This window comes from Streptomyces sp. NPDC059668 (assembly GCF_042734135.1).
Taxonomy (GTDB): Bacteria; Actinomycetota; Actinomycetes; order Streptomycetales; family Streptomycetaceae; genus Streptomyces.
This window is the reverse complement of the sequence record NZ_JBHWEL010000003.1, coordinates 83,541-108,020: the sequence shown is the minus strand read 5'-3', so window position 1 is coordinate 108,020 and position 24,480 is coordinate 83,541. Positions and strand designations below refer to the sequence as shown.

Sequence of the window (24,480 nt, the reverse complement as noted above, 5' to 3'; positions counted from 1 at the left end):
GTCGCCCACCGGGCTTCCGGACAACGACGACATCCCGCTCTGCTGCTGATGGTCCGCGCCGCGACGTCCGAGGGCGGCAGTGGCCTCGCACTGCCGCCCCGGGTGGACGTCTCCGCCGGCTCCGCGCCGTCCTCAGTTGTGCGACGTCAGCGTCTGCGTCGTCAGGAACGTCTCGCGGTGGCCCATGCAGCGCATGCTCTGCCGGTACGCCCACACCGCGCGCTCGTCCTCCCCGCAGAGTCGCAGGATCTCGGCCAACTCGGCCCAGGCGAAGGCGGCCTGCCGGTTGGCCTCGGACGCCTCCAGCATCAGGGCGCCCCGCTCGTAGGCGACCTGGGCGGCTTCACGTTCGCCCTGGGAGAGCCGGGCCGCGGCCAGCACCAGGTGGTTGCGGGCGTTCTGGAGGCGGTGGTCGGGTCCGAGCAGGTCCAGTGCGCGCTCGGCGTGGTCGATCGCCACCGCCGCGTTTCCGAGGCGCAGTTCCGCCCGGGCCAGGGCCGAGAGGCAGTACGCGATGTCGACACTGCTGCCGACCTCGCGCAGGCTGGTGAGGCTCTGGCTGAGGACGTCGCGTGCGGCCTCCGGCTGCGGAGTGTCCGACTGGAGAAGGACCATGGCGTACGCGTTGCGGAGCCGTGCCAGGGCGCGCTGGTCCTCACCCTCCGCGTAGATGGCCAGGGCCTTCTCGATCAGCATGAGGGCGTCCGCGGTCTTTCCGTTGCGGTGCATGACCACGCTGGCGTTCCAGTAGGCGGCGCCCAGTGCACGGGAGTCCGTGATCGCGCCTGCCTGTTCGATGGCTTTGGTGGCGAGGTACGAGGCGCGGTGCATGTCGCCGCGCTCCATGTAGACGCCCACCAGGGTGGACAGCAGTTCGACGCCGATGACCGTCGGCCCGAGGTGGAGCTTCTCCAGCTCGGCGAGGGTGGCCTCGGCCACCTCGATGGCGTGGGAGAGGTCGCCGAGCTCCCGGTAGCACCGGCACAGCGCGATCACGGTGGTGAGTCGCGGTACCAGATCGGGGCGTTCCAGGGAGACGGAGTGCAGCGCGTCGAGCCGCACCACCGCCTCTTCCAGGCGGCCCACGTGCTCCAGGGAGCGGGCCATGCCGTGCTCCGCCTTGTAGTAGATCTCGGCCTGGGAGGTGACGCTCACCTTCTCCTGCACGGCGCGGTACGCCTCGAACGCCGTCTGCGGGTCTCCGTTGTTCAGAGCCATCTCGGCGTAGTTGAGCTCTACTTCGAGCTCGCCGGCCGGGGTCTTCACCGGAACGCCGGTCAGCTCGGGGAGCTCGCAGCCCAGGCGCCGGGCCAGCTGCTCGAGCACCTCGGTGGACGGCGTGCGCTTGCCGGCCTCCAGCAGCGAGATGTAGCTCGCGGACAGATCCTCGCCCGCGAGGTCGGCCTGCGACATTCCGGCGGCACGGCGCAGACGTCGGATGCGGGCACCGACTTCATCCGAGATCTTCACACCTGCTCCTCGGTCAACTTGGCGGGCGTTACGAGCATTACCAATGAGTCAAGTTTAGCTCAGAGCATTGTGCACCAGAGAGTCGTCGGTACCCTCCCGGCGGCCGGAAGAGGCGCCGGTCCACTCTTTGCCGGACGCGGACCTCCGAGGCGTTTGCGCAGCTGAGAGGCGTGCCGACGCCAGGACAAGTGACCTCGGAGGGATGATTCCGATTTCGGCACTTCCAGGTTACGAGTGAAGTTATTGACCACAGATCGAATGGTCACATGTGACCGATTCCAGGAAGCGTCTCCACTCGCGCGACGGATCGCTCCACGCCCTGCTCACCCGCGCCCGACACTTCCTCCGCCCCTCACGCGCGCCCGACACAACCCTCATCCATTCACCCCCCTCGCCACTCTTGATCACACCGACCAAGGGAGTCCCGTGCGTACGTCAGCGAACCCCACACCCCTGCGTCACAACGGCCTCCGGACACCTGGGAGCGCACAACGGAGCAGCCACCTCCGACCGGGCGTCGAGGACCGGCTGGCCGCCGTCATGCCGCTGGACGAGCGCCAGCGCAAGCTCATCGCCCTGCTGCTCGCCGGCCACACGGACGCCAGTGCCGCGAGCCGGCTCGACGTCAGTCCCCGCACGGTGACGAACATCCTGCGGTCCCTCATGGACCGCCTCGGCGTCGACAACCGCTTCCAGCTGGGGGTGGCCCTCGGCAGCCGCATACGCGTTCCCGACCGGCCGAGCCGTCCGCCCTACACCGCCCTGCGGCCGGGCGAGGGAGCGCCGGAGGGTTCCGGCCCCCGGGCTGGTTCGGCCCTGAACGGCGCCGCAGACAGGTAGGGCCGGGCTCGCCTGCGGTGGCGGCCGGGCAGTGCCGGCCTCGCCCGCTGTGCCGGCGTGCGCCGAAAGGGTGCCCGGCGGACGCGGGTCCGGCTCGGACGCCCTGCCGACCGGTTCGGAACATGGGCCGAGTGCCGGGGGCCGGCAGGGCTGCGGCGGCGTCGCCGAGGGGGCTTCACGCCTCCGGGGACAGCAGCCGCGACAGTCCGTAGTGGAAGCGTTCGTCGTAGGAGTCCCCGACCATGAGGTGCTCGCCGACCAGCGCGAGGGCGGGATAGCTGCCGGTGGCGACGAGTTCGTGGAACGAGCCGCGGGGATCGTCGGACGGCGTCTGCTGCTCCTGGGTCAGACCGAGCGTGAAGTAGACGGCCGACCAGCACAGGCGGGCCGCGTCCGCCTCGCGGTGTCCGGCGTCCAGCAGGGCGCCGACGATGGTGTCGGCGACGCGCAGTGTCTTGCCCGTGCCGCTGAAGGTGCCCGCGACCAGGCGGCCGCCGTCGCGGTGCGCGAGCATGGCGTCCCGGTAGCGGGTGACGACCGTGCGGACCCGTTCGATCGGTGCGTCGGGCAGGTGGGTGACGTCGACGGAGCCGACGATGTGGTCGGCCATCGTCTCGATGAGGGTCTGCTTCGTCTTCACGTACCAGCTCACGGAGTTGAGGTGGGAGCCGAGGGTGCGGGCGACGCCACGCAGCGTCAGCCCGTCGAGCCCTTCGGCGTCGAGCGTGGTGAACGCCGCCTCGATCACGTCGTCCAGTGTCCAGCGCATTCCCGTGTCCCGTTCCGTTCTCCGCCGTCCACCGGCGAATTCCCGGTCATGGTACAAGTGGGCTGCCCACAGCCCCTTCCATGGACCGGATCAGGCGCCGAACGCCGCCTGGGACACCGCGTCCCAGCGCTCCCACTCGTCGATGCGGGACGCGTACTCCGCCCGGATCACGTCGAGCGGCCCCCTGCCGAAGAAGATCCGCAGCGGCGGCTCGTCAGCGTCGACGACCGCGAGGATCGCCTCGCGGGTGGCGGCCGGTTCGCCGCGCACCCCGGCCGGCCGCTGCATGGCGGCGCGGAAGTCGTCGTAGGCGGGCTGCCGTTCCGCGTGCACGGCGGACGGTCCCGCCCATTCGGTGGCGTACCCGGCGGGTTCGACCAGGGTGACCTTGACGCCGAAGTCCCTGACCTCCTTGGCGAGGCTCGCGGTGAATCCCTCCAGACCGAACTTCGAGGCGTGGTAGACGCCGAGGCCCGGCAGTGAGAAGACGCCCGCGATGGACGAGACCTGGATGATGTGGCCGCCGCCCTGGGCGCGCAGGTACGGCAGCGCGGCCTGCGTGACCCACAGGGGGCCGAACAGGTTCACCTCGATCTGGGCCCGGGCCTGTTCCTCGCTGATCTCCTCGACCATGCCGAACAGTCCGTAACCGGCGTTGTTGACCACGACGTCGAGACCGCGGAAGTGGTCCGCGGCCCGACCTGTCGCGGCATGGACGGCCGTGCGATCCGTGACGTCCAGTGCGAGCGGCAGCAGGCGGTCGCCATGGATCTCGACCAGGTCGTCGAACGCGCCGGTGGTCCGGCTCGTCGCGGCGACCCGATCGCCCCGCTCCAGCGCGGCCTCGGTCCACTGCCTGCCGAACCCCTTGGACGCGCCGGTGATGAACCATGTCTTCGTGGTCATGTCGGTCTCCCGTGTTCCTCTGTGCCTGTCGACGACGCTCCCCAACGGCCCTGTGTCGTTGGGGAGTTCGTGGGTGCGGTGGCCGGGTCGTCGTCTCCGGCGAGCCATGCGGGCCGACCGGGGGCACGGCCGCCGATGAGCGTGCTCGCCGTGCGGGGCCGGTCGCCGCCGGAGATCAACGCCGCCGGTCCGGTCATGCTTCAGCCACCTCCGCTCTTGGTCGGTGACCAAGTTCTGCGCCTCAGTAGAGTTGGTCAGCGACCAAAAGTCAACGGGTGCGGTGTGGACGGAGGACCCCATGGCGTACGGCCCCGTCACACCGTGAGGGGACCGGCCGGGTGTCCGCGATCGGGGTCTGGCCAGGGCGCGGCTACGCCGATCCGGCTCGCCGTGCCGGCCGGCGGCGGTCCGACGGGTTGGCTCCGGGAGGGTGGCGGCGTCATCCCCTGGTGACCCCGGATCCGTCCGTCACGTGGGAGGGCCCGTCAGGGCGTGGCGTCCCGCTGGGGCTGCCTGGAGGTGGTGTCCTTGCGCGGACAGGCCTGCTCTTCCCGCAGGTCGATGCGCCGGCCGATCTTCTCGGCGGCGGTGCGCAGGTTGTCGAGCTCGGCGGGGTCGAGGACGTCGTAGACGAGGTCGCGTACCCGGGCGACGTGTCCCGGGGCGGCTTCGCGGAGATGGGCGTGGCCGGCCTCGGTCAGGATCGCATGCGTGTAGCGGCCGTTGGTGGGGTCGGGCTCGCGGCGGACGAACCCCCGGCGTTCCAGCCTGCTGGTCAGGTGGGAGAGGCGGGACTGCTCGGAGTTGGTGAGGACGGCCAGGTCGCTCATGCGCATGCGGTGCCCCGGCTGGTCGGACAGTCCGGCGAGGACGTAGTACTCGATGTAACTGAGCTGTGCGTCGTGCTGGAGCTGCGTTTCCAGGGCGGTGGGCAGTCTGTGCAGCATCAGGCTGAACCGCTGCCAGGTCTCCAGCTCTGCCGGGGTCAGCCAGCGGGGCTGATCGTTCGGGCGCGGAGGCTGTTCGGGCATGCCCCGGAGTCTATCGGGCATGAACGTTCACGAATCGCGGCCGACACTTGAATATTCATATGTCGCGGCCTAGGGTGTGAAATGAAGGTTCAAGTCAAGAGGATCGGCCTCACGCCGGCCGGCCCGTCAAGGAGAAGACCGCATGAGTGACCTGAAGATCGCCGTGATTCTCGGTAGTACCCGGCCGGGACGCAATGGCAAGGCTGTGGCGGACTGGGTGGTGGACCGTTCCGGTGCCCGTACGGGTGTCGAGTACGAGCTGGTCGACCTCGCCGACTATCCGCTGCCCCACCTGGACGAGGTCATGCCGCCGGCCATGGGTCAGTACCAGGGTGAGCACACCAGGACGTGGGCGGCCAAGATTGCCGAGTTCGACGGGTACGTCTTCGTGACCCCCGAGTACAACCACTCGACCTCCGGCGTGCTCAAGAACGCGATCGACTACCTGTACGGGGAGTGGAACAACAAGGCCGCGGCCTTCGTCTCCTACGGTTCCCTCGGCGGCGCCCGGGCCATCGAGCACCTGCGCGCCGTGGCCAGCGAACTGCAGCTGGCGCACGTGCGCCAGCAGCTGTCCTTCTCGCTGTTCACCGACTTCGAGAACTTCTCCGTCTTCAAGCCGGCCGAGCAGCACGACGCCGCGGCGACCACCCTGTTCGACCAGCTGGAGTCGTGGGCCCGCGCCCTCAAGACCGTCCGGGTCTGACGGCCCCGGACGGCGGCCGACGCCGCGGACCGTCCACCTCGGACGCGGTCCCGGAACCGACTGCGGTCAGGTTCCGGGACCGGGTTCCGGGACCGTGACCGAGAGGTCCGCAGCCGTCAGGCGGAGTGGCGTTCGGCGCTACGAACCCGTCCGCTCTTCCTCTTGTGGCACGGCGTATCCAGGCACGGAGGGCCATCGCAGGGTCAGTACCACGGACTCGTCCTCGGCGACCCAGGAGTGATCCACCCCTTGGCCCCAGACGACATAGTCGCCCTGCTCCTCCAACAGCACGCTACGACCGGGGAACTTCATACGGAAGCGACCCTTGATGAGGACCAGGAGCGCTGAACGCACCTCGCCCCTCACCCACTGTGCCCGCTGCTCGCCGCGTGGGTGGACGCCCCATTTGACCTCCACGGCGTCGCTGTGGCGAGGGCCACCGTCGTCCTTGAAGTGCCCGAGCAGCCAGCCCCGGTCAAGTGCCGCGTCCTTGCCCGCGTTGCCCACGTACACGCCGTCTTCCATGCGTCCGAACGCTAGCAGTGGACCACCGCGTCAGGCGCGGTGCGACGAGCGCTCACAGGGTGACGGCTGACGGGTGACGGGTGGCCGCGGCGGAACTCCGGTCCGATTCCCGCCGATCGGGCTCCGCCCGGACCGGTCGGGGCGTGCTTCCCCGGCCCCGTTGCTCTTGAGCGGCCGCGTCGTCCCTGGCCGGCGTCCCGCGCCGGCCGCGCTCACCGGAGGGCGTCGAGCAGCAGGTTCGCGGCCACCTCCGCCCCGTCGGTGCGGATCTCGCTGCTCAGAGCCCTGGCCCGCGCCCGGGTCTCAGGTGCCAGGGCCGTCTTGAACGCGAGGTCCAGGGAGTCGACGGCCGGAGTCGGACTGTCGAGTGCCGCGCCGATGTCCAGGTCTGCGACCCGGCTCGCCCAGTAGGGGTTGTCCGCCAGTTGGAGGGGCACCACCACTTGCGGCGCGCCCGCCCGGGCGGCTGTCAGCGTCGTGCCCGCGCCGCCGTGGTGCACCACGGCGGCCACCCTGCCGAACAGACGCTGATGGTTGACCTCGCCGATGGCGAAGCAGTCGTCCCGGTCGTCGACCAGGTCCAGATCGGCCCAGCCGCGGGAGACGAGCACGCGGTGTCCGCGTGCGCGGATCGCCTCGACGGCCCTGCGGGCGATGTCCGGCGACGGGCGCATGCTGCCGAAGCCCACGTAGACCGGCGGGTCACCCGCGTCCAGGAACGTCACCAGCTCGGCGGGGAGGGGGCGTTCGTCCGGCAGGCTCCACGCACCCGTCTGCGTCACGTCGAGGCCCGGGGTCTCCCGCCACGGTCCCAGGACCGGGTCCGCCGCCAGCCACGGCTGGTCGGTGAGGACGTGGTCGCGGACGTTGTCCACGGGTGGCAGACCGATCGATGTCCGGTGGCCGTTGAGCGTCTCGCGGAACTGCGCGTTCACGTTGTGGGCGTCCAGCTCCCACAGCGTCCGGTTGTCCGTCGCCTCCGGCTCCGGCCAACCCGGCCGCGGTGGCGGCGCGTGGTGCGGCGAGGGCAGGTTGACCGCCGAGTAGCTCGCGTACACGTAACGGATGCCCGCGGCCTCGGCCACCGACCGCGCGGCGATCTGTGCCAGGCCGGCCGCCACCAGCGCGTCACATCCGTCGGCGGCCGCGGGGAAGACGTCGAACTGTGTGCCGACCATCTCGGTCCGGTACCGGGACAGGTCCGCCGCCGACGGCAGTGTCGTCCCGCGCATCAACTCCCGCACCGGAGGGCCGACCGGCACCAGGCGCACCCCGAGACCTGCCAGCCGCCGCGCGAACTCCTCGTCCGGCGGGGCGCACATCCGCACCTCCACGCCGAGCGCCCGAAGCCGCACCGCGAGTGCCAGCAGAGGTTCGACATCGCCACGCGTTCCGTACGTGGACAACAGCACCCGCATTCGGCGTCCTCTTCCGTTCCGTCTTCCCCTGCGTTCCGGTCCGTACCCGCCCGGGCTTCGAGCGGTCCTCGTCGACGGCTACGCGTCGGCCGTAGCGGCTGTGCGGCAGCAGCGTACGTCGCGTGGTACTGAACGCGGTAGTGGTCCTCGATCATCAGGATGCCGGTGCCTGCCCATGCCTTGTCCTCGCCCGAGCGGTCACGCAAGTGGGCGTCGTACGAACGGAGTTGGACGTGTCGGACGGGCAACGGGCCCTGGTCCTGGAGTGTCGCGGCGACGCGGGCACGGCGACCGCGGTGCCTCGCTGAACCTCGGAGGCCGACGGCACCGTCAACTCGGCTGCGCCGACGCCGACTTCCGCCTCCGTGGGCGGCGGCGTGCGTCCGCCGGGTCCCTCGCTGACGGCCTCGCCGATCACCGCGCCCTCTCGCGTGGAGAGGCCCTCGGTGACTACGGTGAGCGCCGGCGTGCCTTCCGGGCCGACGGTGCGGCGTCGGGCCGGGGCCGCCCCTACCCGTACCCCGCGAGGCGCGCAAGGTTCCCGATCGTCCACCCAACCTGAGGGGCACCCCATGCAACGTCCGTCCGTGCCCGTCCCCGACGTTTCGATCATCCTGCCCTGCGCCGGATTCGGAACGCGCTTCGGGGCGCCCTACTCGAAGGAGCTGCACTGCCTGGCTCCTGGGGTCACCGTGCTGGACCGCAGCCTGGAGGCCGTTGTCGAACTGGCCAAGAGCGGTCTCAACGTGCGCCTGGTCGTGGTCTTCGGAACACACAAGCTGGACACGGTGACGTATCTCGCCCGCTACGCCGACATCTTTCAGCTGGTCTTCGTCTACCAGGACCAGTCGTTCGAACCGGACCTCGACGGCGCGATCCGGTCCGCGCTGCCGATGACGCAGGGGCCCGTGGCCCTTGTCCTGCCCGACATCGTTGTCTCCGGCGCGGGCAGTGCCGGCAGCCTTCTCGCCGCCCTGCGGCACACGGAGGCGGCGGGTTGGAGCGTGGTGGCCGCCGAAGAGCGCAGTCCCGACACGCTGCGGCAGATGGGCGCGCTGGCACTGGTCGAGGGGCCCGGCGTCGTGACCGTCGGGGCGGCCGCCGACAAGCCGGCGGATCCCGCGGGCTTCAACGCGTTCTGGGGCATGGTGGCAGTCGCCGAGGACGAGGCACACCGGTTACCCGACGTGGTGAGCAAAGGGGTGGACAGCCCCCTGGCCGGTGCGGTCGCCCTCATGGTCGAGGGAATCGTCAACTACAACACGGTCGCCGGCTGACTCACCGAACTCCGGCGAACTCGTGCGTGGTAGTCGCCCGGAGACCGACGGTGCAGACTGTCCGCCGGACGGGACCCCCGGGCCCCGTCCGGCGATCGGCTCAGCGCGAGAAGAGCCCGATGCCCTCCGGCACCGGGCGTTCGGCGCCACCGGTCGGGTGGTTGCGGACGACGGGGGCGCCGGTCACCGGGTCCCGGGTCACCAGGGTGGACGAACCGCCGCCGTCGAGGTTCACGCCGGCGTCGGCGCCCACGGTGGAGAGCACCTCGGCGACCTCGGCGACGGTCAGACCCGAGCCGCTCTCCGCACTTCCGTCCAGGACCAGCAGGTAGAGGCGCTTGCCGTGGTCACCGACACCCGCGCCGGTCCGGGTCGCCGCGGCCTTGGTGTCCAGGCCGGGCAGGGGCGCGCCGCCCCGGAGCACGGGGAAGCCGCCCACGGCGAACCGCAACCGCTTGCCGGTCGTGGTCTTCAGCCGGTGGGAGACCCTGACCTTGTCCCCGGTCCGCAGTGCGCGCAGCCGGTCCGCGCCGGCCTCACGGCCGACCAGCACCACGGTGTCCTCGGCGATCGCGCCGGCCCCGATCGTCGCGGACCCGGAGACCACCCGGCCGTCGCGGACGGTGACCTCGTAGGTGTCCGTGGAACAGGCCGCGGCCCGGACGGTGTCGGTCCCGCACACCGAACGCTGCCGGGAGACGTCGCCCCACTTCGGGGTGAACGCGCCCACGCCGCCCACCGGGAGGGCGTACTGGTTGAAGCCGCCGAGATCGAACGAACCGGACTTGGTGCGGACGCTGCCCTTGAGCGTCAACTCGTCCAGCCGGGCCCGCTTGTCGTAGCCCACCCCGATCACGTCGCGCGTCGACGTGCCGGGCGGCAGGCCGGGACCGAACCGCTGGCCGTCGGGCACCGCCGCCTTGAGCGCCTCGCCGTGCGCGATCGCCGGGCCGACCGCGGAGTTGGTGGGGGCCACCCCCACGTGCTGGGACTCCTCGATGTTGAAGAAGTCCGCGTTGACGCCCGCCACCGCGCCCTGGGCGGCGGCCAGTTGGGACAGCTTGACGCGGCTGGAGACGGTGCCCGGCGTGAGCAGGTCCACCGAGACGTGCCGGTTGGTGAGATCAGCGGTGACCAGATGCCCGGACACCACCCCGTGCGAGCCCGTCACCGAGAACGCCCGGTAGCTGACGCCCGGAGCCACGGACACGTCGTCGGCCAGCCGGACCCTGTCCAGGGCGGCCGCCGGCCCGATACCCGTACCCGCGACCACCGCACCCACGGTGGCCGCCGCAGCGACGACCGTACGCGCCCGCACAACAGATCTCATCACGTGATGTCCCGTCATATCTCTTTGCCTGCCGGATCCTCGACACACGGCATGACACAGGACGGGGCACAACATCGGACAACGGCGCACCGACATGACGACGAACTCTGGTGGCGCGGCGTCGGCGTGGTCAACCGGTGTGGTCAACCGGCGTGGTCGGATCCCGTGGACCACGCCGGCGCGGACCTGCGGGTCCTCTCCCTCACCACCGACCGCGGGACAGGGCCGGGGGCACGGGGGAGCGGCCGGGGGAGGGCGTCGGGCGGGGGACAACCGAGGTCAAGCCGCGGGGCGATGCCGCCTCGGTCGCCGCGAGGAGCGGGCCGGCTCACGCGGCGACAGTGGGCGGTTCACCTGTACGGGCCGAGGCGGTGAGGGCGTCGGGCAGCGCCACGGCGACCCCCGCCGCCGTCACCGCCTGGTTCCCCCTGGGCCTAGCCGGCCACGGCGGTCTCGGTGGCATCGTGTTCGGCCGCCGGTGTGGAGGCCCTGGGCTTCGGCCCGCGGGCGACGACGTGGAGGAACAGGACACCCATGACCGCGACGCCGACCCACATGGCCCGCTGCCAGCCGTCCACGAAGGACTGCTGGGCGGCGTGCAGGAGCGCGTCCCGGTGGGAGCCCGCGCCGCCCGCGGCTTCGACGGCGTTGGCGATCCCTTCGCGCGCGGTGTCCGCGGTGTCCCGGGGAATGCCGGTCAGCCTGTCGTCGATCGCGCTCCGGTATCCGGCCGACAGGAGCGCGCCGAGCGTCGCGACCCCGAGCGCGGTGCCGAACTCGCGGGTGACGTCGTTGAGCGCGGAGGCGACGCCCTGACGCTCGTGGGGCAGCGCGGCGGTGACGGCCTCGGTGGAGGGGGTCATCGCCAGACCCATGCCGAGGCCCATGGTGAGCATGCCGGGAAGGATGGACAGGTAGCCGCCGTCGACGGAGACGAAGAGAGCCATCAGGGCGAGACCGACGCCACCCAGCCCGATTCCGGCGGCCATGACCGAGTTGGCACCGACGCGTGCGGCCAGCTTGGGGGCCAGGCCGGAAGACGTCATCATCAGTACGGCCATGGGCATCAGGGCGAGTGTGGACAGCAGCCCGGACCAGCCGAGCACGGCCTGGAGGAACGGGAAGAGGACCACGGCGATGCCCGCCTGGACGCCGAAAGCCACCAGCAGGGTGAGGGAACCGCTCGCGAGACGCTGCTCGCGGAAGAGGCGCACGTCCAGCAGGGAGGCGTCCCGGCGATGCAGCTCCCAGGCCACGAACGCGACGCCGGCCGTGATGCCGGCGGTGAGGGCGATCAGCGTGACGGGCGCGGTCCAGCCGTGCTCCGGACCTTCCTGCAGCGTGAAGATGAGCCCCACCACGGCGACGACGGAGGTCAGCGCACCGACCGTGTCGAAGGCGTGCCCGGTGTGCTCGCGGGAGTCGGGGACCGAGCGCAGGGTCATGGCGAGCGCGACGACGACCAGCGCGACGGGCAGGACGAACAGATATCGCCAGCTCGCGACGTCCACGAGCGCGGCGGAGAGGAACATGCCGAGGATGCCGCCGCCTCCCGCGACACCGGTCCACACGCCGATCGCTTTTCCGCGCTCCTCCTCGGGGAAGGTGGAGGTGATCACGGCGAGCGTGATGGGCATGACGATCGCCGCGCCGACGCCGCTGAGCACGCGCGCCGTGAGCATGATCCCGGCCGAGGGGGCCAGGCCCGCCAGCACGCCGGCGGCGCCGAAGACGATCAGGCCGACGGTCAGCATGGGCTTGCGGCCGATCCGGTCGCCGACGGCGCCGAGCGGGAGCAGCAGGGCGGCCAGGACCAGGGTGTAGATGTTGATGATCCACAGGATCGTGCCCTGGGAGGCGTGGAACTCGACGGCCAGCTCGGTCTGGGCCACGTTCAGCCCGGACACCGAGGCGATGACGGCCATCAACGCGACGGAGACAGCTATCAGGATCGTCCGCAGCTGACGCGCGTCGGGTGCGCCCACGCCGCCTGCGGGGGCTGGTGCCCCCTGGGCGGGCTGATTCATGATCATGGATTCCTCTCAGGTGGAAGTGGAAAAGGGCAGACGGGGTCCGGCGCCGGACCCGGTCCGGTCGTCGTGGTGGGAGGACGGCAGCGCGGTGCTCGGGTCTGCCGCGCGAGCCGGCCGGTGAGGAGGGAGGGCCGGGTGGCGGCCGGAGCCGCCTCCGTGTCGTCGGTGGCCGGGAGAGCGGCCGTGGCGGCCACCGGCTCCCCTTCTCCTCTTCGTGCGCGGCCCCGACCGTCCCTGACCCCTGACCCGTGGCCCATGACCCGTGACCCGTGACCCGTGCTGTGCTCACGAAGCTAAGCCGGCCTTGCGGCCAACGCATACGATGTTGCCCATGAAGCAAGACAACGGTGACCTGGACAGCCTCGTACGCAAACGCATCCGCGCCTTGCGGGTGGCGCAGGGCTGGTCCCTCGAGGAGCTCGCCACGCGCGCGAACCTGAGCCAGTCCTCCCTCAGCCGCATCGAGAACGGTCAGCGCAGGCTGGCCCTGGACCAGCTCGTCACACTCGCCCGCGCTCTCGACACCACGCTGGACCAGCTGGTGGAGACCGCCTCCGACGATGTGGTCATCAGTCCGATGATCGACGTCACCCACGGGCTGATGCGGTGGCCCATCAAGGGCGACCAGGGCATGAGCGTCGTCCGGCAGCGGATGACCGACCCGCCCCCGGACAACCCCGCCCGCATGCGCGCGCACCCCGGCCGGGAGTGGCTCGTCGTACTGTCAGGAACCGCGATCCTCATGCTGGGCCACCGCCGCTTGCGCGTGGAGACCAATCAGGCCGCCGAGTTCCCCACGATGCTGCCGCACGCCATCGGCGCCGAAGGGGGCCCCTGCGAGATTCTGGGCATCTTCGACCGCGACGCCCGCCGTGGCCACCAACGCGACGACCGACGCGCCGAAGGCGACCGCGAACCGGACGACATCAGCCGGTGACCGCGCGCCCTCCGCGTGGATTTCTTGCGCGCCCGGCACCGGCTGCGGCCACCTTCTTGCCGATACCGGGAGACACCGTGTCCTCCGGACATGGCCGCCCTAGCGTGGGCGCATGAGCCACGTACACCCGCAGACCCCCCGTCACACCGGCCACGGCACCGGGCACGGCACCGGGCCCGGCCACGACAGCCCGCACGACACCGACGGCCAGGCGGAGATCCTCGACCTGGACGCGGAAGTCCTCGCCGAGCACATCGACGCCATCACCCGGTGGCTGCCCGTCACGGCCGTCCCCGGTCGGATCGTGGACCTGGGATGCGGGACAGGAGCGGGCACCTTCGCACTCCTCGACCGCTTCCCCGAGGCGCACGTCACCGCGGTCGACACGTCGGCCGGGCACCTCCGACGCCTGCGCGACAAGGCACGTGCCAGGGGGGTGGAGGGACGCGTACGGACCGTTCAGGCCGACCTCGACGACGCCGACTGGCCGGACCTCGGCACCCCGGACCTGGTGTGGGCCTCGGCCTCGATGCATCACATGGCCCACCCCGACCGCACCCTGCGCACCGTCCGCGACCTGCTCGCGCCGGGTGGGCTGTTCGCGGTGGTGGAGCTGTCCGGCTTCCCCCGCTTCCTGCCCGAGACGGCTCCGGAGGACCGGCCCGGGCTGGAGGAACGCTGCCATGAGGCAAGCGACCGCTATCACGCCGAACACGTGTCCCACCGCGGCGCCGACTGGGGGCCGAAGCTGACCGAGGCCGGATTCCTGCTCGCCGGTGAACGCACGGTCACGGTGAACATCGAGGGTTCCCACGGCAGCGCGGTCGGCGCGTACGCCCTCGGCAGCATGAAGCGCATGCGCGGCAGCGTGACCGACGCACTCCAGGCCGAGGACCTCGCGGCGCTCGACCGGTTGCTCGACACCGAGAGTCCCCACAGCATCCTGCGCCGCGGCGACCTGGTCGTACGCACCGAACGCAGCGTCTGGGCCGCCCGCCGCGCCGACTGATGATCCGGAGGCCGCCGTGCCGCCGTGCCGCCGTGCCGCCGTGCCGCCGTGCCGCCGTGCCGCCCTGCCACACGGCCGGCATCGGGCCGCTGACGACCTGGCCGTGGCGCGGATGCACCGCTCCGTGGGGAAGGACGCCGGCCCGGCCCGTGCCGGGGGCGTCGCCCTCGTGGCGTCAGGCTCCGAGCAGGCCGACCGCTCCGTACCAGACCGGGCCCGGGTTGAGGCGGTCCGGGTAGAGGGCCGTCATTTCGTCGAAGTACTCGCGGGCGCTGGGGTTCTGGCCGAGCAGCCGGATGGCGTCGAGCAGGTACCGGCGGGTCTCCTCGATGGTGGCCGGGTCGTCGGGCAGGTCCTTGTTCTTGTGACCGGCCACGACGGAGCGCGGTGTCAGCGCGGCGACGCGGTCGAGGGCCAGGAGCCACTCCTGAAGGCCGCCGTCGCCGCCTTCGAGGAGGTACTGGTGCACGCCGTTGTAGACGACGTCGCCGGCCACCACGAGGCCGATCGAGGGCACGTGCAGGACGGTGGTCGCGTCGGTGTCGGTGTGCCCGACCTCGACGGCCTCGATGAGGTTTCCCTCCAGGAGGAAGCCCTCGGCGGGGACGGGCCGGGCCAGGACCGGGGTGTCGGGGATCAGGCCGGGGAAGCGCTTGTCCCACAGTTCCTCGCGTCCCCGGGTGGCCTGCTCGTGCATGACCTCGATGGTGCCGGGGGTCGCGTACACGGTGACGCCGGGGAACCGCTTCACGAGATCGGCGGTGCCGAACCAGTGGTCGCCGTGTCCGTGGGTGGCGTAGATGTATGCCAGGCGCCTGCCGGAGCGCTCGATCCAGTCGCCCACCCGCCGGGTCTGCTCGACGGTGAGAGGCGGGTCGACCAGTACGGCGTCCTCGTCCCCGAAGATCAGCGTCGACGTCAGGGGTGAGGAGACGATCCCCTCACCGTTGGGCAGCCGTTCGCCGCCCGCCCGGGGTGTCCCTTCCTGGACGAGAACCTCGTACGCCAGGGGAGTGGACGCGGATGCGGTCATGATGCTGCCTCCTTCAGGGGCGGAACGTGGCTCACGCGACCGTCCGCTCCGTGGCCGGGTCGCGGGTTGCCGTCAGCGGGACGTGCTGACGGCGCCGGGGCCGGTCATCGGCACCACCTCGGACCCGGGGACCTCGTGCCCGCACGAGCAGTGCAGCTCGACGTGCACCTGGCCGCCGCACCCGGCGTGCTCCAGCAGCGTCGGCGGGCCCTCCGGGCCGCCGAGATGGGTGTCCCCGTACCGCAGGAGGGCGGCCAGGACCCACTGGAGGTCATGGGCGGACGGCGTGAGGTGGTACTCCTGGCGCGCACGTTGTCCGGTCTCCTGGTAGCTCCGGCGCTCCAGCAGGCCGGCGTCGACGAGTTGCCCCAGGCGTTCGGTCAGGACACGGCGCGAGACCCCCAGGTGCTCCGCGATCTCGTCGAAGCGGTGCAGTCCGGCGAAGACCTCGCGCAGGATGAGCAGGGTCCACCGCTCGCCGATCAGCCCCAGCGTCGCGGCGACGCTGCAATTGCCCAGATCCATTTCACGCCAGTCCATACCGCCAGGATAACCCCAGGGTCGCCATCTGGAACCCAGCCTTGACTTCCTGAGTTCCGGATGGGAACTTAGCTGGCGTGGGGCCGTCGGAAGGCACTGCCACACCGGCGGCCCGCGAAGCCGCTCGGTGACCGCCGAGCCCCCGGGCCTCCGGCTCGCCTCGCGTCTCACGAGCCGATCGGCCGCCCCCTTGCCTGCGGTCCCTCCGCGTACGACGGACGGAAACCGGAGGCGGATGGACCGACACGTGTCCACCCGGCGCCGCACCCAGCCATGAGCATGGAGGAAACATGTCGAGCAACCAGGCGATCGTTGACGCCTGCCACCGCGCCTACACCGGATTCGAGAAGAACGACTCGTCCGACCTGGTGGCACTGATGTCGCCGGACGTGGTCTTCCACTTCCCCACCTCGCTGCCGTACGGCGGGACGTTCCACGGGCGGGAGGGTTTCGTGGCGTTCTACAAGGACCTCTTCGACCACTACTACGAGTACTTCCACTACGACCTGCACACGGTGCTCGACGCCGGCTCGCACGTCGTGGTCCCCGTCCGGGCCCGGGCCAAGGCGAAGAACGGCCGCGCGATGGAGAACGAGCACCTCCTGCTGTTCGCCGTGACCGGCGGACTGATCACGCAGGCGCGCCTGTACGCCGACACCGCCAAGGGGCGCGACGTGCTCGAAGGCCTGGAGTTCTTTCCCTCCGCAGCCGGCTGACCGACCCCGCGACCGCGACGGCGTGGCGCACCACCCGGGGAACCCGCCGTCCCTACCGTGACGCTGATCGCGGAGCAGACCCTGGAAGGCTCCGGGAAGGCGGACGGCCCACGGGCGCCGGGCAGTTGCGGAGCACCCGCGGTGTCGTGGCACGCGCCGGCCGTCCCACGGCCCGGCGGCCCCTCCTCGACCCGCACCTGCGGCAGCAGTCGCACGGGCCGCACCTTCAGCGGCGGGAATCCGCCGTGCACGTCAGAGAGGCCATCAATGTGATCATCAACAGCGACGAACTGGACGCGAGGTCCGCGTACAAGCTCCTCATCGGGGCGGTCACACCGCGCGCGATCGGCTGGGTGAGCACCCTGTCGTCGTCCGGTGTCGCCAATCTGGCCCCGATCTCGTTCTTCACCGTGGTGAGCCGGATCCCCCCGATGGTGTCCCTGACCCTGCAGCCGAGGTCGGACGGGACGCTGAAGGACACGTTCATCAACATCCGGGACAGCGGTGAGTTCGTCACCAACCTGGTCACGCTTCCGCAGGCCCACGCGATGCATCGCAGCGCGATCGAGTTCGACGGCTCCCAGGACGAGTTCGACGAGGTCGGGCTGGCCAAGGAGGCCTGTGAAGTGGTCAGGGCGCCACGCGTGAAGGACTCCCCGATCGCGATGGAATGCACGCTCGACCGGATCATCCAGGTCGGCGACGTCAACGACCAGGTCGTCTGGGGCAAGGTCGTGCGGTTCCACATCCGCGACGACGTCTACGCCCCGAACGGGCGGATCGACACCGGGGCGATACCCGCGGTCGGCCGCCTCGCCGCCGAGTACACCCTGGCCGACAACACGTTCGTCCCGCCGTTGGCCACGGACGTCCTGCGTGAGCGTCTGGGCAGGCGCAGCCACCGTCTCGACGAGCGCCCGGACGGATGGTCACCGGTGGACAGCGCCGACTGGTCCGCCTCCGGAGCCGTCAAGGCCTGACGCCACCGACACCCGCCCCCCGCCGTACGCACCCCGACCCCCGCCGTACGCACCCCCTCACCGCATCCGCGCCCCGCGGACGCCCACGGCGCACTGCGCCGCAACCGGGGCCTGGACCAGGCCCTCCGAACCGTCGGGACACCCGACACCGCACTCGGCCGTCGTGCCGTCCTGCTCGAGCTCACCGTTGACCTCTCCCCGAAGGAGTCCCCCATGCCGGTCTTCAACGCCCACATCCCCGCCGACCGCTTCTCGTCGCAGCAGAAGCGTGCCCTCGCCGACGCGCTCAACCAGTCGCTGGTGCAGGGGCTCGGCATCCCCGAGGGCGACCGCTTCATCCTGATCAGCGAACACGCCGAGGACGAACTGTTCGTCGACCCGACGTTCATGGGCATGCAGCGCAGCTCGGACGCCATGATCATCACGGTTCTCCTCGGGGCCCACCGTCCAGTCGAGGACAAGCGGGCCGTCTCCGCGGCCATCAACAGGCTGGTCGTCGAGACGCTCGGTGTCTCGCCCGACGACATCTTCATCGCCCTGATCCCGGTCCCGAACGAGAGCTTCTCGTTCGGAAGGGGCGAACTGCAGTTGGCCGAAGGCACTCCACGCTGGTGAACCCCGCGGCCCCGGCCGCGGGCCCGGGACCGCTCGACGGGACCTGAGCCCCCTCCGACGGCCTTCCCCCATCGACAGCCAGGACCGGTCCCCTTCCGGGGCGACGTCCGTCCCGGACAGTGAGGACACACATGAAGACGGAACGCGTCGCCGACACCGACGTACGGTATCGGCGCACCGGCGACGGAGACCTGGCCGTGGTGTTCGTCCACGGCTTCCTCGACGACCAGTACGCCTGGGACCGCCTGATCTCCCGGCTCACCACACCCGGCATCGAGTGCGTCACGCTCGACCTGGCCGGCTGCGGCGACCGTGACGCGGTGGACGGGCCCTACGACTACGACCGGTTCGCCGACGAGGCGGGCCGGGTCGTCGACGCCGTCGGCAAGCCGTTCGTGATCGTCGGGCACAGCATGGGCGCCGCCGTGGCCGAACTGGTCGCGACGCGGCGGCCCGACCGGGCTCGCGGACTCGTGCTGGTGACCCCGGTCCCTCTCGGGGGCGTCCACCTGCCCGACGAGACGATCGAACAGTTCCGCGGCCTGGGCGGCGACGAGGACGGACAGCGGGGCGTACGCGAACAGCTGTCCGTCGCCTTCCCGGAGGCCGAGTTCGACAGGCTGCTGGCGACCGGGCGGCATCTGCGTCCCGAGGTCGTCCGCGCCCTCGCCGACTGCTGGAACACCGGCCACCCTCAAGGCCAACGGCCGAGCGACTACACCGGCCCGGTCCTCATCTTCCGCGGGGAGGGCGACGGATTCGTCACCGAGGAGATGGTCGACGACGCGATCGTCCCCCACTTCACCGCCACGACGCCGGTGGCGGTCGCCCGGGCCGGCCACTGGGCCCACATCGAGCAGGCGGCCCATGTCGCCACCCACCTCGACCGCCTCCTCGCCGAGATCCTCGGGACCGACAGCGCCCCCGCCACGACCACCTCCCGCCGGGAGGGGTAGGCCAACGCCCCCGGTGACGAGCGTCGTCACCCCCTCGGGGGAAGGCCGCGACCAGGCCGAAGTCCCTCCCGACTGACAAGGTTGTCCCATGATTCAGCGCAAGGATGTCCAGTTCACGGCCGACGGCGCGGTGCAGCTGCGCGGGTGGCTCTTCCTGCCGGACGGCCCGGGACCGCATCCGGCGATCACCATGGCCCACGGCTACGCGGCGGTCAAGGAACACGGACTGGAGCCGTTCGCCCAGGCCTTCGCCGAGAACGGTTTCGTCGTCCTGGTCCACGACCACCGTGGCTTCGGGACGAGCGACGGCCGGCCGCGCCAGGACGTCGACCCGTGGCGGCAGATCGCCGACTGGCGCCGGGCCATCTCCTTCCTGGAGAGTCTGCCCGAGGTCGATCCGGAGCGGATCGGCCTGTGGGGCACCAGCTACGCCGGCGGCCACGCGATCGTCCTGGGAGCGACCGACCGCCGACTGCGGGCCGTGGTCGCCCAGGTGCCGACCATCAGCGGCTTCGAGCAGGGCCGGCGCCGTGTCGTCCCCGAGGCCGTCGCGGCCCTGGAGGAGGGATTCTCCGAGGACGAGCGCGCCCAGCTGCGCGGCGAGGCACCGCGCACCCTGGCCGTCGTCGGCAGCGACCCGGCGGTGCCCGCGTCCTACCGGACGGGGGAGGCCATCGACTTCTACCTCCAGCCCAAGCCCGACGGCGTGTGGGAGAACGAGGTCACCGTCCGCTCCACACGGGCCGCGCGCATGTACGAGCCCGGAACCTGGGTCGACAGGGTCTCGCCCACACCGCTGCTCATGGTGGTCGCGCTCGCCGACACCGTCACCGTGACCGATCTGGCCCTCGCCGCCTACGAGCGCGCACTGGAGCCCAAACGGCTGCGGACCGTCGCGGGCGGCCACTTCGACCCGTACACCACCCAGTTCGACAAGGCGAGCGGTGCCGCCGTCGAGTGGTTCCGCGAGCACCTCGGCTGAGGGGAGCGACGGTCCTTCGGTCCGTACCGCTCGTTCTTCGCGGTGCGGGGGCGCACGGGGAGCCTCCGCTACGCCGGTGGCCCCACCTGCCGTCCGTCCGTCTCCGACAGCCCGCCGGTCGAGGGCGTGCCGGGGAGCCGGACCGTGACGAGGAGACCACCGGCGGGCCGGGGTACGAGGTCGAGCGTCCCGTCGTGGGCGTGGACGACGCTGTGCACGATGGCCAGGCCGAGGCCGACACCGGCGTGCCCGTCGGTGCGTACGCGTTCCGATCCGCGCTGGAAGGGTTCGGTGAGGGTCGGCACCAGTTCCGGGGGAAGCCGGCGCCCCGAGTTCTCGACCCGCAGCACGCTCGCGTCGCCCCGCGTCTCCGTGTGGACCGTCACGGTGCCGCCGGCCGGGAGGTTGTGGACGACGGCGTTCTGGACGAGGTTCGTCACCATCCGCGCCAGGAGCTCCGCCGAGCCAGTGGTGCGGGCCGCCCCGCCGGTGACGTCGAGCGTGATCCCGCGCTGTTCGGCGAGCGGAAGCAGGGTCTCGGCGGCCTCTTCGGCGATGAGGGAGAGGTCGACGCTCCCGCGGGGGACGTCTCCGCGGTCGCTGCGGCTGAGCAGCAGGAGAGCCTGGGTGAGGTCGATCGCGCGCGTGTTGACCGTCCGCAGGCGTTCGAGGAGCGCGTCCCGGTCCCGCGCAGGGTCCCTGCGGGCGACGTCGAGCAGCGTCTGCGAGATGGCCAGCGGGGTCCGCAGTTCGTGGGAGGCGTTCGCGGCGAACCTGCGCTGCTCGGCGACGTGCGACTCGAGTTGTTCGAGCATGGTGTCGAACGCGTCGGCGAGTTCACGGAACTCGTCCTGGCCGCCCTTCATACGGATCCGGTGGGACAGCGATCCGTTCCCGGCCCTCCGTGCCGCGGCCGTGATGTGGGTGAGCGGTGCGAGCATCCGGCCGGCGAGGAGCCATCCCCCGACGAGGCCGAACACGAGCAGGAAGACCATCGCCACGGCCGCCGCCGGGGCGAAGGTGTGCACAAGGAGATAGCGGTTGGGCGAGATCCCGAGAAGGCCCTTGGAGTTGTCGGGCACGTAGCGCAGCAGGAACCCCCACACCACGGCCAGCAGGAGAGCGCCCGCGACGGCGAGGAACCCGGCGTAGCTGAGGGTGAGTTTCAGTCGGGCGCTGAGCCCCGGCCGTCTACGCACGCGTACTTCCCGGGCGGGTGGATTCCGGGTCCGGGCCGGTCCCGACGCGGTAGCCGACACCCGGCACCGTGTCGATGATCCCCGGTTCGCCGAGCCGTTTCCGCAGCGCGGAGACGGTGATGCGCACGGCGTTGGTGAAGGGATCGGCGTTCTCGTCCCAGGCCCGTTCCAGCAGCTCCTCGGTGCTGACGACCCCTCCCTCGGCGGCGACGAGGACTTCCAGCACGGCGAACTGTTTACGGGTGAGCGCGACGTAGTGTCCGTCGCGGAAGACCTCCCGGCGGAAGGGGTCGAGGCGCAGCCCCGCGATCTCGCGGACCGGGGGCCGGGCGTACGCGCGTCTGCGGTCGAGTGCCCTCAGCCGCAGGACGAGCTCCCGCAGCTCGAACGGTTTGGTGAGGTAGTCGTCGGCGCCGAGCCCGAACCCGGAGGCCTTGTCGTCGATCCGGTCGGCGGCGGTGAGCATGAGGATCGGGATGCCACTGCCGGAGGCGACGATGCGCCGGGCGACCTCGTCGCCGGAGGGGCCGGGGATGTCGCGGTCGAGGACCGCGAGGTCGTAGGAGTTGACACCGAGCAGTTCCAGGGCGGAGTCGCCGTCGCCGGCGATGTCCGCGGCGATCGCCTCCAGCCGCAGACCGTCACGGACGGCTTCCGCGAGGTAGGGCTCGTCCTCCACGATCAGTACGCGCATGTCCGAAGAGTAGGCAGCGCGACATATCGCCGGCGTATGCGGGGATGTACGCACGGACGCGTGCACGGCGTACGCGGGGACGAGTGCACGGCGACTGCGGGGACGACCGCCCGACGTCTGGCGAGGACGTGCGCAGAAACGTGTGCGGGTCGCAGGCGTCACTCAGCCCGCGGGTGCCGGCGCGGGGCGGGGCGGGTCGTACGGCGGTCGCGCCGTGGTGCGCCACCAGCGGCGCGACGCCAGTGCGGCCAGCAGGGCGCCGACGGCGTTGACCAGCACGTCGTCCACCGAGGACACCCGGTCCAGCCGCAGCACGTACTGCGCGGTTTCGACCAGGACCGAGCAGCCCGCCCCGAGGGCCAGGATCCGCGGCGCGGACGCGAGCGCCGCGAACCGCATCGGGGCGAAGAACCCCAGCGCCGCGAAGACCAGCAGGTTGCCGACGATCCCGGGCGCCCCCATGGTGACCAGGTCCCGCAGCGGTACCAGGCTCACCCGAGGGGGGACGACGCCGGCACCGGCGCCCGGCATCATGGTCATCCAAAGGAACGGCACCGTCCCGTGGACCATGCCCACCTCGGCCATCGACATCCGCCACGCCGACGTGACGCCGGCCGCACGTCGACGGCGCGCCAGCGCCCACACCACCAGCGCGGCCAACGGCAGCGTGACCAACGTCATGAGCACCACACCGTTGAAGGTGTCGAAGCAGCCGTGCCACCGCCCGGCCACGCACATCGGAGCGGACATCATGAGCGGCCGCCGCAGGACGAAAGCGGCGCTCGCCGAGCCGAGGACCGCCACGCCGAGGAGCACCGTTGCGCGCACGCGGCGGGGCCTTGCTGACGGAGACGCGTTGTGGTTCATGCCCCCATGGGAGACGGAGGGCCGTTGCCGTGGCGTATGCGGTTTTCGATACGCCCGCGATACACCCGCCGTACACGGCATCCCCGGCTCCGCCGCACCCCCGGCTTTCCCGAATCCCCGCCCCGCCGTTGGTCACTCCTGAGGTGCCTGCCGGATCTTGGCGAGCGTCAGGACCTCGCCGCCGATGCCCCATCCGGCGTCGGTGACCTCTTCGACCAGTACGAGGGTGGTGGCCCGGGCGCGGTCGCCGAAGATCTCGGCGTACAGGTCGGTGGTACGGGTGATGATCTGCTCCTTCTGCTCGGCGGTGAGGGCGCCGGCGGGGACCTTGAAGTTCGCGAACGGCATGGTGCTCTCTCTTCGTGCGGAGGGGGCGTCCTGGCTGCTCACGGCGAGCAGGAGGGTCGGCCCGGATGGGGGCAACCATCCGTCCGGGACACCTGCTCGGGCCAGGGCTCAGCCCACCCAGGGGTCACCAGCCCCTGGCTCGGACCCCGCGGGAGAGGTGACGATGAGCGGGTGAACCTTCCCGAGCTTGCGGCGTTCCTCAGGTCCCGGCGTGATCGGACCCGGCCGGCGGACGTCGGTCTGCCCGCCGGGCCCCGGCGCCGGGTGCCGGGCCTGCGGCGCGAGGAGGTCGCGCAACTGGCGGGCCTGTCGGCGGACTACTACACCGAGCTGGAGCGCGGACGCGGTGCCCAGCCCTCGGCGCAGACACTGGCCGCCCTCGCCCGGGCGCTGCGGCTGGGCGGCGACCAGCGCGACCACCTGTTCCATCTCGCCGACCGGCCGCTGCCCGCGTCGACGCACGGCGCGAGCGCGCGCCACGTCCAGCCCGCCCTGCTCGGGCTGCTGGACCGGCTGGCCACCACCCCGGCCCAGGTCATCACCGACCTGCACGAGACGCTCGTCCAGAACGAGCCGGCCGCGGCACTGCTCGGGCGGGCTCCGCAGCCGCGCGGTCCCGCCACCGGCTTCGCCTACCGCTGGTTCACCGATCCGGCCGCCCGCGCGCTCTACCCTCCGGAGGACCATCCGCACCACTCACGGGTCTTCGTCGCCGACCTCCAGGCAGTGGCCGCCCGCCGGGGCCGCGACACCGAGGTCACCGGGATGACGGCCGCACTGCGGCGCCGCAGCGCGGAGTTCGCCACCCTGTGGGACACCCACGACGTCGGCCTGCGCCGCACCGATCACAAGCGCATCGTGCATCCCGCGCTGGGCGTCATCGAGCTTGACTGCCACAGCCTGTTCAGCGAGGACGGCCGCCAGCGCCTCCTGTGGTTCACGGCCCCGCCCGGCACCGAGGGTGCCGCTCAGCTCGCGCTCCTCGGCGTCATCGGCACGCAGGACATGGCGGCGACCGAGGGCACCTCCCGGGCCCAGCGGGCACCGGACAGGGTGCCCGGACCGGACGCGCGGCGCGGCTGAGCCGTCGTCACGCGCACCGCGTCACCCCTCGGCTGCCGCGGGACCGGCACCGTGTGTCCGGCCCGGTCGCCGTCACACCTTCCCACGACTCGCCGAAGAGGGCGCCGGCATGCCCGAGGCGGTCTCCGACGAGATGATGCGACTGTTCCCCGGCTGCGCCGATCCGAAGGCGGTGCGGCGCAGTGCCGCGCGACCGGCAACGGCGACCACGGCAAC

25 protein-coding genes are annotated in these 24,480 nt (G+C 71.5%); 11 read left to right on the top strand and 14 right to left on the bottom strand.

Going from position 1 to position 24,480, the window contains the following annotated elements; translation table 11 throughout:
- Nucleotides 1–132: 132 nt before the first annotated feature.
- Nucleotides 133–1,470: a helix-turn-helix domain-containing protein gene (locus ACFV2J_RS04165; protein ID WP_385093795.1), complete on the bottom strand. Its 1,338-nt coding sequence runs from the start codon at nucleotides 1,468–1,470 to the stop codon at nucleotides 133–135.
- A gap of 426 nt (nucleotides 1,471–1,896) precedes the next feature.
- Here ACFV2J_RS04165 and ACFV2J_RS04160 point away from each other — a divergent pair, with 426 nt between their 5' ends.
- On the top strand, nucleotides 1,897–2,310 hold the full coding sequence (locus ACFV2J_RS04160) for a helix-turn-helix transcriptional regulator (protein ID WP_385093798.1): 414 nt from the start codon (nucleotides 1,897–1,899) through the stop codon (nucleotides 2,308–2,310).
- Between the two features lie 175 nt (nucleotides 2,311–2,485).
- Here ACFV2J_RS04160 and ACFV2J_RS04155 read toward each other — a convergent pair whose 3' ends face one another.
- From ACFV2J_RS04155 to ACFV2J_RS04145, 3 genes are all read right to left on the bottom strand, one after another.
- Nucleotides 2,486–3,079 (bottom strand): TetR/AcrR family transcriptional regulator C-terminal domain-containing protein, encoded by a 594-nt coding sequence (locus ACFV2J_RS04155; RefSeq protein ID WP_385437241.1) that lies wholly within the window; start codon nucleotides 3,077–3,079, stop codon nucleotides 2,486–2,488.
- 90 nt (nucleotides 3,080–3,169) lie between these two features.
- Nucleotides 3,170–3,985 carry an SDR family NAD(P)-dependent oxidoreductase gene (locus tag ACFV2J_RS04150; RefSeq protein WP_385093804.1) on the bottom strand — a complete coding sequence of 272 codons (816 nt, stop codon included), beginning with the start codon at nucleotides 3,983–3,985 and terminating at the stop codon, nucleotides 3,170–3,172.
- Nucleotides 3,986–4,470: 485 nt separating this feature from the next.
- Nucleotides 4,471–5,016 carry a MarR family winged helix-turn-helix transcriptional regulator gene (locus ACFV2J_RS04145; protein WP_385093807.1) on the bottom strand — a complete coding sequence of 182 codons (546 nt, stop codon included), beginning with the start codon at nucleotides 5,014–5,016 and terminating at the stop codon, nucleotides 4,471–4,473.
- 142 nt (nucleotides 5,017–5,158) lie between these two features.
- On the opposite strand from ACFV2J_RS04145, the gene ACFV2J_RS04140 reads away from it, so the two are divergent.
- On the top strand, nucleotides 5,159–5,722 hold the full coding sequence (locus tag ACFV2J_RS04140; RefSeq protein WP_385093810.1) for an NADPH-dependent FMN reductase: 564 nt from the start codon (nucleotides 5,159–5,161) through the stop codon (nucleotides 5,720–5,722).
- 138 nt (nucleotides 5,723–5,860) lie between these two features.
- Here the strand turns inward: ACFV2J_RS04140 and ACFV2J_RS04135 are convergent, their stop codons facing one another.
- The gene (locus ACFV2J_RS04135) at nucleotides 5,861–6,247 is read right to left on the bottom strand and encodes a signal peptidase I (protein ID WP_385097348.1); all 387 of its coding nucleotides are present in this window, start codon (nucleotides 6,245–6,247) and stop codon (nucleotides 5,861–5,863) included.
- Between the two features lie 212 nt (nucleotides 6,248–6,459).
- Nucleotides 6,460–7,665, bottom strand: a complete 1,206-nt coding sequence (locus ACFV2J_RS04130; RefSeq protein ID WP_385097351.1) for a glycosyltransferase — start codon at nucleotides 7,663–7,665, stop codon at nucleotides 6,460–6,462.
- 572 nt (nucleotides 7,666–8,237) lie between these two features.
- On the opposite strand from ACFV2J_RS04130, the gene ACFV2J_RS04125 reads away from it, so the two are divergent.
- Nucleotides 8,238–8,942 (top strand): hypothetical protein, encoded by a 705-nt coding sequence (locus ACFV2J_RS04125; protein ID WP_385097354.1) that lies wholly within the window; start codon nucleotides 8,238–8,240, stop codon nucleotides 8,940–8,942.
- Nucleotides 8,943–9,042: 100 nt separating this feature from the next.
- On the opposite strand, the gene ACFV2J_RS04120 is transcribed toward ACFV2J_RS04125, so the two are convergent.
- On the bottom strand, nucleotides 9,043–10,272 hold the full coding sequence (locus ACFV2J_RS04120) for a phosphodiester glycosidase family protein (RefSeq protein ID WP_385083801.1): 1,230 nt from the start codon (nucleotides 10,270–10,272) through the stop codon (nucleotides 9,043–9,045).
- Nucleotides 10,273–10,706: 434 nt separating this feature from the next.
- A complete protein-coding gene (locus ACFV2J_RS04115; protein WP_385083800.1) occupies nucleotides 10,707–12,305 on the bottom strand; it encodes an MFS transporter in 1,599 nt (532 codons plus the stop codon).
- Nucleotides 12,306–12,636: 331 nt separating this feature from the next.
- Here ACFV2J_RS04115 and ACFV2J_RS04110 point away from each other — a divergent pair, with 331 nt between their 5' ends.
- Together ACFV2J_RS04110 and ACFV2J_RS04105 are read left to right on the top strand one after the other, a co-directional pair.
- Nucleotides 12,637–13,242 (top strand): helix-turn-helix domain-containing protein, encoded by a 606-nt coding sequence (locus ACFV2J_RS04110; RefSeq protein ID WP_385083799.1) that lies wholly within the window; start codon nucleotides 12,637–12,639, stop codon nucleotides 13,240–13,242.
- A 112-nt stretch (nucleotides 13,243–13,354) separates the two neighbouring features.
- Nucleotides 13,355–14,251 carry a class I SAM-dependent methyltransferase gene (locus ACFV2J_RS04105; RefSeq protein ID WP_385083798.1) on the top strand — a complete coding sequence of 299 codons (897 nt, stop codon included), beginning with the start codon at nucleotides 13,355–13,357 and terminating at the stop codon, nucleotides 14,249–14,251.
- 175 nt (nucleotides 14,252–14,426) lie between these two features.
- Here ACFV2J_RS04105 and ACFV2J_RS04100 read toward each other — a convergent pair whose 3' ends face one another.
- Together ACFV2J_RS04100 and ACFV2J_RS04095 are read right to left on the bottom strand one after the other, a co-directional pair.
- Entirely contained in the window at nucleotides 14,427–15,284 is an 858-nt protein-coding gene (locus ACFV2J_RS04100) for an MBL fold metallo-hydrolase (RefSeq protein WP_385083797.1), read from the bottom strand.
- 72 nt (nucleotides 15,285–15,356) lie between these two features.
- Nucleotides 15,357–15,824, bottom strand: coding sequence for a winged helix-turn-helix transcriptional regulator (locus tag ACFV2J_RS04095; RefSeq protein WP_385083796.1), 468 nt, complete (start codon nucleotides 15,822–15,824; stop codon nucleotides 15,357–15,359).
- Nucleotides 15,825–16,114: 290 nt separating this feature from the next.
- Between ACFV2J_RS04095 and ACFV2J_RS04090 the strand changes: the two genes are divergently transcribed.
- The 5 genes from ACFV2J_RS04090 (at nucleotide 16,115) to ACFV2J_RS04070 (ending at nucleotide 20,073) form a co-directional block, all read left to right on the top strand.
- The gene (locus ACFV2J_RS04090) at nucleotides 16,115–16,540 is read left to right on the top strand and encodes a nuclear transport factor 2 family protein (protein WP_385083795.1); all 426 of its coding nucleotides are present in this window, start codon (nucleotides 16,115–16,117) and stop codon (nucleotides 16,538–16,540) included.
- A gap of 245 nt (nucleotides 16,541–16,785) precedes the next feature.
- Nucleotides 16,786–17,520 carry a flavin reductase family protein gene (locus ACFV2J_RS04085; RefSeq protein WP_385437235.1) on the top strand — a complete coding sequence of 245 codons (735 nt, stop codon included), beginning with the start codon at nucleotides 16,786–16,788 and terminating at the stop codon, nucleotides 17,518–17,520.
- A 213-nt stretch (nucleotides 17,521–17,733) separates the two neighbouring features.
- Nucleotides 17,734–18,135, top strand: coding sequence for a tautomerase family protein (locus ACFV2J_RS04080; RefSeq protein WP_385083793.1), 402 nt, complete (start codon nucleotides 17,734–17,736; stop codon nucleotides 18,133–18,135).
- Between the two features lie 131 nt (nucleotides 18,136–18,266).
- The gene (locus ACFV2J_RS04075; protein WP_385083792.1) at nucleotides 18,267–19,091 is read left to right on the top strand and encodes an alpha/beta fold hydrolase; all 825 of its coding nucleotides are present in this window, start codon (nucleotides 18,267–18,269) and stop codon (nucleotides 19,089–19,091) included.
- An 88-nt stretch (nucleotides 19,092–19,179) separates the two neighbouring features.
- A complete protein-coding gene (locus tag ACFV2J_RS04070; protein ID WP_385083791.1) occupies nucleotides 19,180–20,073 on the top strand; it encodes an alpha/beta hydrolase in 894 nt (297 codons plus the stop codon).
- A gap of 68 nt (nucleotides 20,074–20,141) precedes the next feature.
- On the opposite strand, the gene ACFV2J_RS04065 is transcribed toward ACFV2J_RS04070, so the two are convergent.
- The 4 genes from ACFV2J_RS04065 to ACFV2J_RS04050 form a co-directional block, all read right to left on the bottom strand.
- Nucleotides 20,142–21,272: a sensor histidine kinase gene (locus ACFV2J_RS04065; RefSeq protein WP_385083790.1), complete on the bottom strand. Its 1,131-nt coding sequence runs from the start codon at nucleotides 21,270–21,272 to the stop codon at nucleotides 20,142–20,144.
- A complete protein-coding gene (locus ACFV2J_RS04060) occupies nucleotides 21,265–21,966 on the bottom strand; it encodes a response regulator transcription factor (RefSeq protein ID WP_385437231.1) in 702 nt (233 codons plus the stop codon). Before ACFV2J_RS04060 ends, ACFV2J_RS04065 begins: the two co-directional genes overlap by 8 nt.
- 162 nt (nucleotides 21,967–22,128) lie before the next feature.
- Nucleotides 22,129–22,833 (bottom strand): VanZ family protein, encoded by a 705-nt coding sequence (locus ACFV2J_RS04055; RefSeq protein ID WP_385437229.1) that lies wholly within the window; start codon nucleotides 22,831–22,833, stop codon nucleotides 22,129–22,131.
- Nucleotides 22,834–22,965: 132 nt separating this feature from the next.
- Complete coding sequence (locus ACFV2J_RS04050) at nucleotides 22,966–23,181, bottom strand: 4-oxalocrotonate tautomerase family protein (RefSeq protein ID WP_385083803.1); 216 nt, start codon at nucleotides 23,179–23,181, stop codon at nucleotides 22,966–22,968.
- 171 nt (nucleotides 23,182–23,352) lie between these two features.
- On the opposite strand from ACFV2J_RS04050, the gene ACFV2J_RS04045 reads away from it, so the two are divergent.
- Entirely contained in the window at nucleotides 23,353–24,264 is a 912-nt protein-coding gene (locus tag ACFV2J_RS04045; RefSeq protein ID WP_385083787.1) for a helix-turn-helix domain-containing protein, read from the top strand.
- The last annotated feature ends 216 nt before the right edge of the window (nucleotides 24,265–24,480 follow it).

Excerpts from the sequence above, each read along its gene's own strand:
- ACFV2J_RS04120 (WP_385083801.1), bottom strand. The coding sequence starts at position 10,272 with ATGAGATCTGTTGTGCGGGCGCGTACGGTCGTCGCTGCGGCGGCCACC.
- ACFV2J_RS04070 (WP_385083791.1), top strand. The coding sequence starts at position 19,180 with ATGATTCAGCGCAAGGATGTCCAGTTCACGGCCGACGGCGCGGTGCAG.
- ACFV2J_RS04100 (WP_385083797.1), bottom strand. The coding sequence starts at position 15,284 with ATGACCGCATCCGCGTCCACTCCCCTGGCGTACGAGGTTCTCGTCCAG.
- ACFV2J_RS04080 (WP_385083793.1), top strand. The coding sequence starts at position 17,734 with ATGCCGGTCTTCAACGCCCACATCCCCGCCGACCGCTTCTCGTCGCAG.
- ACFV2J_RS04090 (WP_385083795.1), top strand. The coding sequence starts at position 16,115 with ATGTCGAGCAACCAGGCGATCGTTGACGCCTGCCACCGCGCCTACACC.
- ACFV2J_RS04050 (WP_385083803.1), bottom strand. The coding sequence starts at position 23,181 with ATGCCGTTCGCGAACTTCAAGGTCCCCGCCGGCGCCCTCACCGCCGAG.
- ACFV2J_RS04110 (WP_385083799.1), top strand. The coding sequence starts at position 12,637 with ATGAAGCAAGACAACGGTGACCTGGACAGCCTCGTACGCAAACGCATC.
- ACFV2J_RS04055 (WP_385437229.1), bottom strand. The coding sequence starts at position 22,833 with ATGAACCACAACGCGTCTCCGTCAGCAAGGCCCCGCCGCGTGCGCGCA.
- ACFV2J_RS04150 (WP_385093804.1), bottom strand. The coding sequence starts at position 3,985 with ATGACCACGAAGACATGGTTCATCACCGGCGCGTCCAAGGGGTTCGGC.
- ACFV2J_RS04105 (WP_385083798.1), top strand. The coding sequence starts at position 13,355 with ATGAGCCACGTACACCCGCAGACCCCCCGTCACACCGGCCACGGCACC.
- ACFV2J_RS04145 (WP_385093807.1), bottom strand. The coding sequence starts at position 5,016 with ATGCCCGAACAGCCTCCGCGCCCGAACGATCAGCCCCGCTGGCTGACC.
- ACFV2J_RS04155 (WP_385437241.1), bottom strand. The coding sequence starts at position 3,079 with ATGCGCTGGACACTGGACGACGTGATCGAGGCGGCGTTCACCACGCTC.
- ACFV2J_RS04075 (WP_385083792.1), top strand. The coding sequence starts at position 18,267 with ATGAAGACGGAACGCGTCGCCGACACCGACGTACGGTATCGGCGCACC.
- ACFV2J_RS04060 (WP_385437231.1), bottom strand. The coding sequence starts at position 21,966 with ATGCGCGTACTGATCGTGGAGGACGAGCCCTACCTCGCGGAAGCCGTC.
- ACFV2J_RS04140 (WP_385093810.1), top strand. The coding sequence starts at position 5,159 with ATGAGTGACCTGAAGATCGCCGTGATTCTCGGTAGTACCCGGCCGGGA.
- ACFV2J_RS04130 (WP_385097351.1), bottom strand. The coding sequence starts at position 7,665 with ATGCGGGTGCTGTTGTCCACGTACGGAACGCGTGGCGATGTCGAACCT.
- ACFV2J_RS04115 (WP_385083800.1), bottom strand. The coding sequence starts at position 12,305 with ATGATCATGAATCAGCCCGCCCAGGGGGCACCAGCCCCCGCAGGCGGC.
- ACFV2J_RS04135 (WP_385097348.1), bottom strand. The coding sequence starts at position 6,247 with ATGGAAGACGGCGTGTACGTGGGCAACGCGGGCAAGGACGCGGCACTT.
- ACFV2J_RS04095 (WP_385083796.1), bottom strand. The coding sequence starts at position 15,824 with ATGGACTGGCGTGAAATGGATCTGGGCAATTGCAGCGTCGCCGCGACG.
- ACFV2J_RS04125 (WP_385097354.1), top strand. The coding sequence starts at position 8,238 with ATGCAACGTCCGTCCGTGCCCGTCCCCGACGTTTCGATCATCCTGCCC.